Raw genomic sequence first — 13,864 nt, forward strand, 5'->3', positions numbered from 1 at the left:
CTGGCACGCTTTGTGGGCGGGGGATTTTAAATCCCCTGTGTCTACCGATTTCACCACTCGGGCTTTAACAAGATGGAGGCGGAGGTCGGAATCGAACCGGCGTCCACGGAGTTGCAGTCCGCTGCATGACCACTCTGCCACCCCGCCGCGTCTTGTTGATGCGTATATTAGCAAGCTCTGAAAAAAAAACAATAGTGCTTTCATTCGTATGCGCATAAAAACAGCATATAGCGAAAAATATTTAAAATTATCATGTATTATGTGCAAAATTGATTCATATCAACACTTGGAGATGTGCCGTGGCATTAGTTTTAGATGGTCGTGCATTGGCAAAACAAATTGAAGCTGACTTGTTAACTCGCGTTGAAGCGCTCAAAGCAAAATCAGGTCGTACCCCAATTCTTGCGACTATTTTGGTGGGTGACGATGGTGCATCTGCAACTTATGTACGTATGAAAGGAAATGCCTGCCGTCGTGTTGGTATGGACTCACTTAAAGTTGAACTGCCAAAAGAGACCACCACTGAACAATTGTTGGCAGAAATTGAAAAACTGAATGCAAATCCTGATGTTCACGGTATTTTGCTTCAACATCCAGTGCCTGAACAAATTGATGAGCGTGCATGTTTTGATGCAATTTCTCTTGCAAAAGATGTGGATGGCGTAACGTGTCTTGGTTTTGGTCGTATGGCCATGGGAGAAGCAGCATATGGCTCTGCGACGCCTGCCGGCATTATGACTATTTTGCAAGAAAACAATATTGAAATTGCTGGAAAGCATGCCGTTGTTGTAGGTCGTTCTGCAATTTTAGGTAAGCCAATGGCTGCGATGTTACTTCAAGCCAATGCAACCGTAACGATCTGTCACTCACGTACTCAAAACTTAGCTGACTTTGTAAAGCAAGCCGATATTATCGTGGGTGCGGTTGGTAAGGCAGAATTGATTCAAAAAGATTGGATCAAACAAGGTGCAGTGGTTGTTGATGCTGGTTTCCATCCACGTGATGGTGGTGGTGTAGGCGACATTCAATTGGCCGGTATTGAAGAGGTGGCTTCTGCGTACACACCTGTTCCAGGTGGTGTTGGCCCAATGACGATTACGACACTAATTCGTCAAACAGTTGAAGCGGCTGAGAAAGCTTTAGGTTAATTTTTATAAGACTCTAAAATCAGTTTTATGATGGTTTGGGAGTCGTGACATCGTCATTTGCTGTTGTTCGAGGCCGGACTAAATTTGATAAAAATGTTTCTGCGAAGCAGTAAATAAATGATGATTTCAGTCGAGTTCAGCAAATGGCAATGGTTTTCCTACTTTTGTCGAAACAAAAGTAGGTCGAACCGAAGGTTATGCATATCATGCGTCTTAATGTGTAAGACTCCGTTGTGCGTTTATTAAAAAATTCTACAAATATAAAATGTCCATGAGCTGTACTTTCCAATTCCCCAAAGCCCCAGATCATTTACTTCAAGCCTTGCATGAAGTGATTCCACAGTGTGAATTGCTTGCGCAACAGCTTCCTGAAACATCTATTTCGCTGTGGCTCATTCCTCCCGTATTTCCAACCGATAAACTGGATGATGAAATCATTCGTCGCATTTGGAATGAAACGCCATATTGGATCTTTTGTTGGGCTTCAGGCCTAGCCATGGCACAGTGGTTACTGGCAGAACCTCATCATGTCAAAGATAAGGTGGTGTTGGATTTTGGCGCAGGTTCAGGTGTGGTGGCGATTGCAGCCAAAATAGCGGGTGCAAAACGTGTGATTTGTTGCGATATTGATGCCGTTAGTCTCGATGCTTGCCATGCCAATGCGGAACTCAATAACGTAGAGCTAGAGTATTTGGATGATTTATATCAATCTGAACAGGTCGATGTTCTATTGGCTGCCGATGTTTTATATGATCAATGTAATCGTTTCTTTTTAGATGAGTTTTTAAAGTTTGCACCTGAGGTCTGGGTGGCAGATAGTCGTGTTAAAAATTTTAGTCATCCGCAATACATAAAGCTTGATGAGCGTAGTGCCACAACTTGGCCAGATCTAGATGAGTCACCAGAGTTTCGTAATGTGAGTTTTTATCGAACTTTAGAGACTCAAAAAGGGCACTAAGCCCTTTTTTATGTATATTAAGCGCTGTTAAGAACAAGTATAGCGTACTACATGGAGTGTGCTTGGGCGTGCTTCAAGTGACTCACGTGTTGCAAAGTTTTCACCTTGATGTAGGTCAGGTGTATTGCTTAAACCAAAAGTGGCACGAGTTTGACCAATTTGGCGTCCATATTCGGGAACATCTGCTGCAGTATTAGGAATTTCATTAATGCTTAAAATCGCCAATTTATAATTCTTTTGTGAACCTAAAACTTTTTGGCAAGCACGTTGTAATTTATTTTCATCGAGTTGCTGATTTTTACGAGCAGCAAGCGTATAAGCAAGGGTAGCACTCGATTCTGATTGATGTTCAATTTGATAGCCAACATTGCCATTGTACTGGCGAGGTGTGCTTTGACATGCAGATACTGCTAAAACGATACAGCTTAAGCCTAAAAGTTTATACGTATTTTTCATATAAAAAGTTCCTAACATTATTCTTGTTCTTAGTATGCCATACACAGGTGTAATTCACGATATTTCAATCGATCAAGTTTCGGCAAAAAAATTGATCAAACATAAAAAATGCCTTCATTCGAGAAGGCATTTTTTATGTTTAGCTTATTAACTTACACAGTCAATTTAAGCATCAATGATCGGTAATCATGCTGTGCTTTTTGGTGTCTTTCATAAAGATGTAAGTCAGTAGAGATAAGCCAATCATGAAGGTGATGTAGTAAAAGAAGTAGTTTTCATGTCCTGCATTTTTAAAGCTCAACGCCACAAGTTCTGCTGTACCACCAAAGATGGTATTAGCAATCGCATAAGGTAGGGCAACCCCTAATGCACGAATATGCGCTGGGAAGAGCTCTGCTTTAACTACTGCATTAATCGCAGTATAACCTGTCACAATCACCATACCACTCATACATAACATAAATGCGGTTGTTGGGCTGCTGGTTGAACCTAGACCATTGAAAATTGGAATTGTGAACAGTACGCCCAATACACCAAAAGTGATCATAATTGGTTTACGACCAATTTTATCAGACAGTGCGCCCACCACAGGTTGTAATAGCATGAAGACAAAGATTGCTGCTGTGGTGATCTCTGTTGCTGTGGTTTTCTCAAAACCTGAGGTGTTAACCAAGTATTTTTGTAAATACGTGGTAAAGGTGTTGAATGCCAGTGTTCCACCCGCTGTCAGCATAATCACAGTGAATGCTTGCTTTGGATATTTGGTAAATAAAGCAAGTGCGCTAGATTTAGGGCCACCATTTTTAGCCTGTTCTTGTGCATCTTTTGAAGATTGGGTTTCAACCAAACCACGACGAATCCAGAACACCACAATGGCAAGTACAGCGCCAATGAAGAAGGGAATACGCCAGCCCCATTCAGACAACTGTGCTTCGCTCATGGTGCGTTGTAAAATGATCAACACACACAGCGCCAAGAGCTGACCTGAAATGAGGGTCACATACTGAAAACTAGAGAAGAAACCACGATGGTTTTTGCCAGCCATTTCCGTTAAATAGGTTGCGCTTGAACCGTACTCTCCACCAACACTTAAACCTTGTAATAAACGGGCAAAGAGTAATAAGGCAGGTGCGAGCATACCCACACTGGCATAGGTCGGTGCACAGGCAATAATCAAAGATCCCACACACATTAAAGATACAGACAGGGTAAGACCTGATTTACGTCCTTTACGATCTGCATAAATGCCCATGATCCACGCGCCAATAGGACGCATCAGGAAGCCCAGTGCAAAGACGGCAGCAGCTTGTAACAGTTTTACCGTGTCATCCCCTTCAGGGAAAAACTGTGGCGCGAAATATAAGGTAAATGCGGCATAGACATACCAGTCATACCATTCAACTAAGTTGCCAGCTGAACCACCGAGAATCGATTTTAAGCGGGTCTTTTTATCGATGCTTACTGGAGCAGCTTGGGGAGATAGATCAGTCACAAAAATTTCCCAAGGAGAAGTTCGGAAAATACATCTTTTAACTTTTTAAGTAGAAAAAGTTAAAACAATATATTTTAAGATTAAACAAAAAATTCAGTTTCGTTATACGCCCCTTATCCTTGGACTTCATTCGACTTTAGTCTAAATGTTAGTATGATTTATATGCTGTTAAGTTTTTCTAATGAATATCTTTATTTTAATGGGAAATTATCATTTTACTTATTCAAAACAAACTCTTGTGATTTTTTAATATGTGAATAGTCAATTAAAATACAAGAGGTTATAGTGCTTTTTTATTTTATGGTGAATGTTGATTTATAGAAAAGAAAGTGTTTTTTAGCTTGGAAATTAGTCGATTTTTCACTGAATAGTCAAAATTAAAAATTAAATTGTAAAAATAGATGCGGTTATTAATTTATTTAGAGTAACGAATTTTCTCTGATTTGACTGGCTTTGGAATATGACAAGGTTGGATTTTGATGTTAAGTTTAGCGTGAAGAACAAAAATAACACAATAACTCAACGAGAGAGGTGGATATGCAAGACACAGATGCCATTTATGATATTGCCGTTGTGGGCGCGGGCATCAATGGGGTGGGCATTGCAAACGATGCTGTAGGGCGTGGTTTAAGTGTTTTTGTCTGTGAAAAAGATGATTTAGCCAGTCATACCTCGTCAGCCAGTAGCAAGCTCATTCATGGTGGATTGCGTTATCTCGAACAGAAAGAATTTCGTTTGGTGCGTGAAGCGTTATTAGAGCGTGAAGTACTGTTAAAAAAAGCCCCACATTTGATCCATCCTATGCGTTTTATTATGCCGCATTTACCGTATTTGCGCCCTGCATGGCTGATTCGTTCAGGCTTATTTATCTATGACTATTTGGCAAAACGAGAAACATTAGAGGGCTCGGAGCTTGTTCATTTTAATGTCGACAGCCCCTTAAAAGACACCATTAAACGTGGTTTCGAATATTCAGACTGTACTGTGGATGATGCGCGTTTGGTGGTGGTTAATGCAATTCAAGCGCATGAGCTGGGAGCCCAAATTCGGACACAAACACGATGTGTTTCTGCGGTTCAGCAGGAGGGTGTGTGGTGTCTAACCTTAGAGCATCAAAAACAACATTACCAAATTAAAGCTCGAACTTTGGTTAATGCAACGGGTGCATGGGTCACGGATTTTATTCAACAGCAACTGTCCAAAACCCCAAAGGCAGGCATTCGATTGGTTCAGGGCAGTCATATTATTGTGAAGCGTTTATACCCGGAACCGCATGCGTTTATTCTACAAAATGATGATCAACGCATTGTGTTTGTAATTCCTTATTTAGATGAATACAGCCTGATTGGTACCACGGACGTAGAGTTTGAAGGTGATGCAAATTATGTCCACATTACCGAGCAGGAAAAGGCTTATTTGATTGATGTGATTAATGACCATTTCAAGCTTCAATTACAGCCAGAAGATGTAATCTCAAGCTTTGCAGGCGTAAGGGCTTTGTATGATGATGCAAGTACACAAGCCTCTAAAGTGACACGTGATTATGTACTGGCGATGTCTAAACCTGTTGTGGATGAAGCACCATTGTTATCTGTTTATGGTGGAAAGTTAACGACTTATCGCAAGTTGGCGGAAGCGGCTTTGCTACAGCTGAAACGATATTTTCCACACATGAAAGCGGAATGGACGGCTGAGGCAAAACTCCCAGGTGCAGAAGGTTTTAGTTCAGTCGAGGTTTTATGTGCAGAGTTGATGCATGAAATCAAAGGGCTAGAGTCTCAAACAGCGCATCGTTGGGCAAACAGTTATGGTAGTCGAGTGTGGCATATGCTCGGTGAAATCAAAGATATACAAACTTTAGGGCAGTCTTTTGGCCATGGTTTGTATCAGCAAGAAGTGGATTATGTAGTGAAACGTGAGTGGGCCATCGGTAGTGAAGATATTTTAAAACGCCGGACTAAGCTGTATTTAAAATTTGATGCACTAGAAACCCAAGCTTTAGACCTCTACTTGCAGGATTTACACCTGCGTCGTCTGCAAGAGGATGCTGCATAGTATTGATTGTGTCAGGTTACATTTCATTCCGTTCTATTAAAAAAGCCGCTATTGCGGCTTTTTTAGATTTAAACTTTGATACCGCCGAGCTGTTTACAGTCTACAGGTGTCTTCCATTTTACAGCCGTTCCCCAAACGACTGGACGGACAATACGCCAAAGCGTTGGCTGGCATTGTAGTCAATGACGACGTAACACCGACTTGATTGTGCACGTTCAGCAAGACGCGGATAGAGTTCAACTACGCTGCCATAAGTGCTCTTGGCGACTTTGCTGAGCTTTTGATTTCAAAATTGAGTTGAATCGGAGGGGGCTTTGATCGAGTAAACATGAAGTGCTGGCTGAGTTGTTGCTACTTATTTTAGTCGCGATTGGCTGGATAAATTTTGTTGAGTTATAAAGTTTTAAAAGTATAAATAGATTAAAAAAAAGACCGCTTACGCGGTCTTTTTTTTTGCTTAATTTAAAGATTAAGCAGATTGCTTAACAGCATCTAAAAGTTCGTTTTGACGAGCTTTAAGTGCAGCTGGTAGGCGTTCACCAAGTTTATCGAATAGTTCAGTGTGGCTTTCAAGCTCTTTGATCCATTGATCTTTGTCTTGAGAAGTCACAAGGTCAAACTGAGCTTTAGTGAAGTCAGAACCTGTCCAGTTCAACTGTTCATACGTTGGAACTAAACCAATTGGTGTTTCAACTGCATCAGCACGGCCTTCACAACGGTCAATGATCCACTCAAGAACACGCATGTTTTGACCGAAACCAGGCCATACGAAGTTGCCTTCAGCATCACGACGGAACCAGTTCACGTTGTAGATACCCGGAAGTTTGTTGCCCGCAGCTTTAGCTTTTGCTGCTACTTCTTCACCAAGCTCTAACCAGTGAGAGAAGTAATCCGCCATGTTGTAACCCGCAAATGGAAGCATTGCGAATGGGTCACGACGAACAATACCTTGTTGACCAACAGCAGCAGCAGTTGTTTCAGAGCCCATAGTTGCAGCTTTGTAAACACCATCTACCCAGTCAAATGCTTCTGAAATTAGAGGCACTGTGTCTGCACGGCGACCACCAAAGATGAATGCTGAAATTGGAACACCAGCTGGATTTTCCCAGTCAGCATCAATAGAAGGACATTGACCTGCTGAAACAGTGAAGCGCGCATTTGGATGAGCCGCTTTTTCTGCGCCAGTGTGAGGTTGACCTTTCCAGTTAGTCAGGTTGGCAGGTGCTTCTTTAGTAAGACCTTCCCACCATACTTCACCGTTATCAGTTACCGCAACATTGGTATAAATCACGTCTTTGTGAAGTGTAGCCATACAGTTCGGGTTGGTCTTGGTATTTGTACCAGGCGCTACACCGAAGAAGCCTGCTTCTGGGTTGATTGCGTATAAGCGACCGTCTTCACCTGGTTTGATCCAAGCAATATCGTCACCTACAGTTTCAATTTTCCAACCTTCGTAGCCTGCTGGTGGAATCAACATCGCGAAGTTTGTTTTACCACAAGCAGACGGGAATGCCGCTGCGATGTAGTGTTTTTCGCCTTGAGGATTAGTCACACCAAGAATCAGCATGTGTTCTGCTAACCAACCTTGTTGACGACCCATAGAAGACGCAATACGTAAAGCTAAGCATTTTTTACCTAACAATGCGTTACCACCGTAACCAGAACCGTAAGACCAGATTTCACGTGTTTCTGGGTAATGCACGATGTATTTTTCAGGGTTGCAAGGCCATGCAACATCTTTTTCGCCATCAGCAAGCGGCGCACCAACAGTATGTACGCAAGGAATAAATTCACCGTCTGTACCAAGAACGTCATAAACAGCTTTACCCATGCGAGCCATTTTAGACATGCTAACTGCTACATATGGAGAGTCAGTTAATTCGATACCAATATGCGCAATATGAGAACCTAATGGGCCCATAGAGAACGGTACTACATATAAAGTACGACCTGCCATTGAACCGTCAAACAAACCATTTAGGCGAGCACGCATTTCAGCAGGCTCTTCCCAGTTGTTTGTTGCGCCTGCATCTTCTTGTTTTTCAGAGCAGATGTAAGTACGACCTTCAACACGAGCAACGTCAGAAGGATCAGAATTAGCAAGATAAGAACCAGGATGCGTTTCTTGGTTAAGCGCTTGCATTGTGCCGTTAGCGATCATCAAGTTGATATAACGTTGATATTCTTCTTCGCTGCCGTCACACCATTCAATTTTCGCTGGTTTTGTTAATTTTGCAATTTCTTCCACCCACGCAATAAGCTTAGGGTGACGAACGAATTCTGGTGCGTTCACTTGGGTCATGGTGAGGCCTATCTCAAATATGTACACGTTTGTACAAAGTACAATCTCAGCAATAAAATTTACTGCTGAGATGAAAAGATGAAAAAAAAGTGGCTGTATTAAAGCATAATTTGATAAAAAAAATAAGACCAAAGGCGTATCTAAATTATGAACAGTTCGATGGAGTTTCTTCATTTTAATTATTAAAAAACAATAGTTTGGTTGGATTTCTTGCTTTTATTTTGTGTATTTATTATATTTATGAGGATTATTCATTTAAGATATTAGTATTAAAATCATATGCTTGCATTTATTTTGTGATTGAGATTTATTATTGATTAAATAAATGGTAGTCATTTGAATTTTACATAACAAAACTGTTAAGTGTTGAATATTTGGACAAAAATAGAGCAATTACTTCAAATTTAGGTGCAAAATGTCAGAACAACTCAAACCTTTATCACTTATTTATAATAAAAAATCAGGTTTTCATGCTGCAAATAAAGATGAAGTGTATGAACAGTTGGTAGCCGATCTGAGTACTGCGGGTTTTGAAATACAGTCATTTGAGTTAAGTGAGTGCATGAACTTTGATCAGATGATGCAAGATATTTTACTACGTCATCGTCAAGCGGAGAATGTAGGGGTCGTGGTTGCTGCAGGTGGTGATGGAACTTTAAATGCAGTTGCATCTAAATTGATGGGAACGGATATTCCTATGGGGATCTTGCCTCTAGGTACATTTAACTATGTTGCGCGAGTGTTGAATATTCCGCTGGATTTATTAGACGCGGCCAAAGCCATTAGTGAAGGGCAGCCACGCTCTGTACATGTGGCACAGCTGAATCAACATATCTATTTGAACAATGCCAGTTTAGGACTTTATCCTTTATTTATTCAAAAAAGAGAACAGTTTAATAAGCATTTTGGGCGCTTTCCATTGCATGCGTATACCTCAGCATTGGATGTTCTCATCCGCGACCGTAAAGAGTTAAAACTTGAAGTAGAAGTCGATGGACAACGCTATCCAGTGAAAACGCCATTGATTTTCTTTGGCAATAACCAACTTCAACTGGCTGAAATGAAACTACGTATTGCCGAGGCGGCGGAAGCAGGCAAAGTGGCTGGCGTGGTAGTAGCAAAAAGTGATAAGCGGACTTTGTTCAAGACCTTATGGCAGCTGATTAAAGGCAATTTGGATCAGGCTTCCGATGTCTATAGCTTTGCAGCAGATGAAGTGATTGTTCATTCAAAGCGCAATAAGCTCACGGTTGCGGTAGATGGAGAAATTGTCACGATGACACCACCGCTGAAAATTACAGTACGTAAGCATGCGCTGAATGTCATGGTTCCCGCATGATTTTACATTTGTCGGATTTACATTTTGGAACCGAACGCGAAGTCTGTTTGCAGGCCATTCGTCAGTTATGTGAGGAACATCCTTTTGAAGCCGTAGTGGTCAGTGGGGACTTGACCCAACGTGCGCGGTTTATTCAGTTTTATGCTTGTCGGCAGTTTTTAGACAGTTTAAAGCTGCCGTATTTAGTGGTGCCGGGGAATCATGATATTCCGCTGTACCATGTGTGGAATCGTTTTTTCAGCCCTTTTGCACGTTATCAACTGTTTTTTGGGGGGATGGAAAACACGTTGGAAACTGAACACTTTTATGTCATTGGGGTGAATAGTATTCGTCGGCGTTACCACACGCGAGGGCATATTTCATTGAACCAAATTCAAGAGATTGACCTGAAGTTGCAGCAAGCACCTGCACACAAAATTAAATTGATCGCCGCACATCAGCCTTTTTATACTCCGCCAGACCATAGTCATGGTGTGAAAGACTGTCCAATGCTTGGTCGTATTGCGTTGGAGCAATGGAGCCAACATGGTTTAAATGGACTTTTACATGGGCATTTACACCACGCTGCCGTTTATGATTTAAATCAGATTTATCAACTTGGGGTATCTCATCCTGTGCTGGATATTCATGCGGGAACGGCGACATCTTATCGTTTACATGCGGGCTTGCCCAATAGCTTGAATATTATTTTGCCGAATGCTGATGTACAACATTTGAGCTTTAACGCTGCAACCAATCGCTTCGAGTTGATGTAGCGAAATACGTCAGATTGAATTGAGTGTCTAAACTTTGATGAGGTTTGCTTAAAAAGAGCGCAAAAATATAAAAATATTTTGTGTTTGCCCTTGAAGCGTTTTATTCCATCCCCACAAAAGTGTCATATCAAAATTTTGTTGATGACCTAGGAATAAGAAGTCATCTTCACATCGTAAACAATGGCATTTTGAAAATGTCTATGGAGCAAGAAATGAGCAAAATTCGTCCTTTACATGACAACGTTGTGATTCGCCGCGTAGAAAAGGAAACTAAAACTGCAGGTGGTTTAATTTTGAGTACTTCTGCTGCTGAACAGCCAGCTCAAGGTGAAATCATTGCAGTAGGTAATGGCAAAATTACAGACAATGGCGTTCGTGCTTTAGACGTAAAAGTGGGCGACAATGTACTGTTTGGTGCATATGCAGGCACTAAAGTTAAAGTTGAAGGCGAAGAACTTCTTGTGATGAAAGAGTCTGATATTTTAGCGGTTCTTGAAGGTTAATTCAGAACGTTCATTTGCTGTTTAAGCAATACAATTGATTAAAATTTAAGAATATTTGGAGTTTAGTATGTCAGCTAAAGACGTAAAATTTGGTGATTCAGCTCGTTCTAAAATGATTGCAGGCGTAAACGTGCTTGCAGATGCTGTAAAAGTAACTTTGGGTCCTAAAGGCCGTAACGTTGTGATCGACCGTTCTTTCGGCGCGCCGCACATCACTAAAGATGGCGTAACGGTTGCGAAAGAAATTTCTCTAAAAGACAAATTTGAGAACATGGGCGCTCAATTGGTTCGTGAAGTATCTTCTAAAACCAATGACATCGCGGGTGACGGTACAACAACTGCAACTGTACTAGCTCAAGCAATTTTAAATGAAGGCATCAAGTCTGTAACAGCGGGCATGAACCCAATGGACTTGAAACGCGGTATTGACCTGGCTGTTAAAGCATTGGTTGCTGAAATTAAAGCAACAGCAAAACCTGCTTCTGATACTAAAGCGATTGAACAAGTCGGTTCAATCTCTGCAAACTCTGACGAAACTGTAGGTAAACTCATTGCACAAGCAATGGAACGCGTAGGTAAAGAAGGCGTGATTACCGTTGAAGAAGGTTCAGGCTTTGAAGATGCTTTGGACGTTGTTGAAGGTATGCAGTTTGACCGTGGTTATATCAGCCCGTATTTTGCAAACAAACAAGATACATTAACGGCTGAACTTGAAAATCCGTTTATCTTGCTTGTTGACAAAAAAATCAGCAACATCCGTGAATTAATTACTGTACTTGAAGCTGTAGCTAAAACAGGTAAACCACTTTTAATCATCGCTGAAGATGTTGAAGGTGAGGCCTTAGCTACACTTGTTGTTAACAACATGCGCGGAATTATCAAAGTATGTGCGGTTAAAGCACCTGGTTTTGGTGACCGTCGTAAAGCAATGCTTCAAGATATCGCAATCTTGACTGGCGCGACTGTAATTTCTGAAGAAGTAGGCATGACTTTAGAACAAGCTTCTCTTCAAGACTTAGGTACTGCGCACAAAATCACTGTGTCTAAAGAGAATACTGTGATTGTTGACGGTGCTGGTGATGCAGCTCAAATTGCTGAACGTGTCACTCAAATTCGTGCGCAAATTGAAGAATCATCGTCTGAATACGACAAAGAAAAACTTCAAGAACGTGTTGCTAAATTGGCCGGCGGTGTAGCTGTGATCAAAATTGGTGCGGCGACTGAAGTAGAAATGAAAGAGAAGAAAGACCGTGTGGACGATGCGCTTCATGCAACACGTGCTGCGGTTGAAGAAGGTGTGGTTGCTGGTGGTGGTGTTGCACTGGTACGTGCTGCAGCTGCACTTGACGGCGTAAACGGTGCGAATGACGATCAAAACGTAGGTATCAACATTTTACGTCGTGCAATTGAAGCACCACTTCGTCAAATCGTTGCGAATGCGGGTGATGAACCTTCAGTTGTGATCAACGCTGTGAAAAATGGCGAAGGTAACTTTGGTTATAACGCTGCAACTTCTGAGTATGGCGATATGCTAGAAATGGGTATCCTTGACCCAGCGAAAGTAACGCGTTCTGCACTTGAGCATGCTGCATCTGTAGCTGGTTTAATGTTGACAACTGAATGTATGATTACTGATGTTCCAGAAGACAAGCCTGCAATGCCTGATATGGGCGGCATGGGTGGTATGGGCGGAATGATGTAATCTGCCTATATTTGATTTAAGTTATTGTAATTTAATATAATTAAAATCATATTAATTAAACTTACTCACAGTGTTACTCACATATGAGTTTGTTACAAAAAAGGTCACAAATTTTATTTGTGGCCTTTTTTTAATTTTATAGTTCTATGCGGCTTTGTTGCACAAACATTCAAAAGCTAAACTTCTTCCAAGTTATCTAAATTTAAGTGGCAACTTGGGTGTGAGGTCGACCTAAATCTGTAAATTTATTTAATACGGCCACACGTGCATGAATCTCATTGACTTGGCTTTGAAAGTTTCTCGCACGGAGTTTATCGCCTAATAATTTGATGCAATGCATCTTGGTTTCTATCAGACTTCTGCGATGATAGCCTGACCAATTTTTCCATATTGTTCTTCCTAAACGTTTAACTGTTCGAAGTAATTCATTTCGCTCTAGCGAGCTGGTCTTTGTATCTTTCCAAGGTTTCGCATTTTTTCTTGGCGGAATCACCGCATGTGCTTGTCGGTCTGCAATTACTTGACGGCATTGCTTGGTGTCATAAGCCCCATCAGTATAGACAGAGTCAATCTGCTCATCTTGTGGAATCTGATCGAGTAAATCACCAAGCACTTGTGAATCACTCACATTATTTGTAGTGAGTTGAATAGCGCGTATTTGAAGGGTTTCAGCATCTATACCAATATGAAGTTTACGCCATTGGCGACGATATTCAGGTTGGTGTTTCTTACGCTTCCATTCACCTTCGCCTAGAAACTTTAAGCCAGTAGAATCGACGAGTAGCTGGAGGCCATTACTGCTTTTTTGATAGTTAATTGCAATATCAATATGCTTTTGTCTTCTGCAGATGGTGGAATAGTCTGGTGCTGTCCAATCTAATCTACAAAGATGAATGAGACTTTGCACAAAGCCAGTGACCATGCGTAAAGAAAGATGAAATAAGGATTTGATCATTAAACAGCATTGGATGGCTGTATCTGAATAAGTTTGATTTCGACCATGTTTACCTTTGGGTTGAGCGTACCATTGAGTCTTGGGATCAAACCAAATTGAGAGATTTCCTCGATTTATTAATGCACTGTTATAAGAAGACCAATTGGTTGTACGATAGATTTTAGGTGTGGGCTTATTCATTTGAGAATTATATTGTGGA

Annotated in this window: 11 protein-coding genes and 1 tRNA gene; 7 read left to right on the top strand and 5 right to left on the bottom strand. The window is 41.2% G+C overall.

The window, feature by feature from the left end; genetic code table 11:
• Window positions 1–73: 73 nt before the first annotated feature.
• A tRNA-Cys gene (locus PTT44_RS01105) sits at window positions 74–147 on the bottom strand.
• Between the two features lie 152 nt (window positions 148–299).
• Between PTT44_RS01105 and folD the strand changes: the two genes are divergently transcribed.
• Together folD and PTT44_RS01115 are read left to right on the top strand one after the other, a co-directional pair.
• Complete coding sequence (folD, locus tag PTT44_RS01110; RefSeq protein WP_168158318.1) at window positions 300–1,148, top strand: bifunctional methylenetetrahydrofolate dehydrogenase/methenyltetrahydrofolate cyclohydrolase FolD; 849 nt, start codon at window positions 300–302, stop codon at window positions 1,146–1,148.
• A 271-nt stretch (window positions 1,149–1,419) separates the two neighbouring features.
• Window positions 1,420–2,106 (top strand): class I SAM-dependent methyltransferase, encoded by a 687-nt coding sequence (locus tag PTT44_RS01115; protein ID WP_168158317.1) that lies wholly within the window; start codon window positions 1,420–1,422, stop codon window positions 2,104–2,106.
• A gap of 27 nt (window positions 2,107–2,133) precedes the next feature.
• Here PTT44_RS01115 and PTT44_RS01120 read toward each other — a convergent pair whose 3' ends face one another.
• Window positions 2,134–2,562, bottom strand: coding sequence for a hypothetical protein (locus PTT44_RS01120; RefSeq protein WP_114837914.1), 429 nt, complete (start codon window positions 2,560–2,562; stop codon window positions 2,134–2,136).
• Between the two features lie 172 nt (window positions 2,563–2,734).
• Entirely contained in the window at window positions 2,735–4,054 is a 1,320-nt protein-coding gene (locus PTT44_RS01125) for an MFS transporter (protein ID WP_062034098.1), read from the bottom strand.
• A 537-nt stretch (window positions 4,055–4,591) separates the two neighbouring features.
• On the opposite strand from PTT44_RS01125, the gene glpD reads away from it, so the two are divergent.
• Window positions 4,592–6,109: a glycerol-3-phosphate dehydrogenase gene (gene glpD / locus PTT44_RS01130; RefSeq protein WP_168158316.1), complete on the top strand. Its 1,518-nt coding sequence runs from the start codon at window positions 4,592–4,594 to the stop codon at window positions 6,107–6,109.
• A 469-nt stretch (window positions 6,110–6,578) separates the two neighbouring features.
• Here the strand turns inward: glpD and PTT44_RS01135 are convergent, their stop codons facing one another.
• Window positions 6,579–8,411, bottom strand: coding sequence for a phosphoenolpyruvate carboxykinase (GTP) (locus PTT44_RS01135; RefSeq protein ID WP_126035854.1), 1,833 nt, complete (start codon window positions 8,409–8,411; stop codon window positions 6,579–6,581).
• Window positions 8,412–8,826: 415 nt separating this feature from the next.
• Between PTT44_RS01135 and PTT44_RS01140 the strand changes: the two genes are divergently transcribed.
• The 4 genes from PTT44_RS01140 (at window position 8,827) to groL (ending at window position 12,710) form a co-directional block, all read left to right on the top strand.
• Window positions 8,827–9,750: a diacylglycerol/lipid kinase family protein gene (locus tag PTT44_RS01140; protein ID WP_168158315.1), complete on the top strand. Its 924-nt coding sequence runs from the start codon at window positions 8,827–8,829 to the stop codon at window positions 9,748–9,750.
• Window positions 9,747–10,505, top strand: a complete 759-nt coding sequence (locus tag PTT44_RS01145) for a metallophosphoesterase family protein (RefSeq protein WP_010326284.1) — start codon at window positions 9,747–9,749, stop codon at window positions 10,503–10,505. The genes PTT44_RS01140 and PTT44_RS01145 overlap by 4 nt, the downstream gene beginning before the upstream one ends.
• 212 nt (window positions 10,506–10,717) lie before the next feature.
• The gene (locus PTT44_RS01150) at window positions 10,718–11,008 is read left to right on the top strand and encodes a co-chaperone GroES (RefSeq protein ID WP_010326285.1); all 291 of its coding nucleotides are present in this window, start codon (window positions 10,718–10,720) and stop codon (window positions 11,006–11,008) included.
• A 67-nt stretch (window positions 11,009–11,075) separates the two neighbouring features.
• A complete protein-coding gene (groL, locus tag PTT44_RS01155; protein ID WP_004694331.1) occupies window positions 11,076–12,710 on the top strand; it encodes a chaperonin GroEL in 1,635 nt (544 codons plus the stop codon).
• 202 nt (window positions 12,711–12,912) lie between these two features.
• Here the strand turns inward: groL and PTT44_RS01160 are convergent, their stop codons facing one another.
• Complete coding sequence (locus PTT44_RS01160) at window positions 12,913–13,845, bottom strand: IS5-like element ISAha1 family transposase (RefSeq protein ID WP_195728735.1); 933 nt, start codon at window positions 13,843–13,845, stop codon at window positions 12,913–12,915.
• Between the last annotated feature and the right edge of the window lie 19 nt (window positions 13,846–13,864).

This window comes from Acinetobacter sp. Gutcm_16 (assembly GCF_028649355.1).
GTDB classification, from domain to species: Bacteria; Pseudomonadota; Gammaproteobacteria; order Pseudomonadales; family Moraxellaceae; genus Acinetobacter; species Acinetobacter johnsonii.

What these genes read in the sequence shown, in the direction of transcription:
- PTT44_RS01115 (WP_168158317.1), top strand. Translation starts at nt 1,420, where the DNA reads ATGAGCTGTACTTTCCAATTCCCCAAAGCCCCAGATCATTTACTTCAA.
- PTT44_RS01120 (WP_114837914.1), bottom strand. Translation starts at nt 2,562, where the DNA reads ATGAAAAATACGTATAAACTTTTAGGCTTAAGCTGTATCGTTTTAGCA.
- glpD (WP_168158316.1), top strand. Translation starts at nt 4,592, where the DNA reads ATGCAAGACACAGATGCCATTTATGATATTGCCGTTGTGGGCGCGGGC.
- PTT44_RS01135 (WP_126035854.1), bottom strand. Translation starts at nt 8,411, where the DNA reads ATGACCCAAGTGAACGCACCAGAATTCGTTCGTCACCCTAAGCTTATT.
- PTT44_RS01140 (WP_168158315.1), top strand. Translation starts at nt 8,827, where the DNA reads ATGTCAGAACAACTCAAACCTTTATCACTTATTTATAATAAAAAATCA.
- PTT44_RS01145 (WP_010326284.1), top strand. Translation starts at nt 9,747, where the DNA reads ATGATTTTACATTTGTCGGATTTACATTTTGGAACCGAACGCGAAGTC.
- PTT44_RS01150 (WP_010326285.1), top strand. Translation starts at nt 10,718, where the DNA reads ATGAGCAAAATTCGTCCTTTACATGACAACGTTGTGATTCGCCGCGTA.
- groL (WP_004694331.1), top strand. Translation starts at nt 11,076, where the DNA reads ATGTCAGCTAAAGACGTAAAATTTGGTGATTCAGCTCGTTCTAAAATG.
- PTT44_RS01160 (WP_195728735.1), bottom strand. Translation starts at nt 13,845, where the DNA reads ATGAATAAGCCCACACCTAAAATCTATCGTACAACCAATTGGTCTTCT.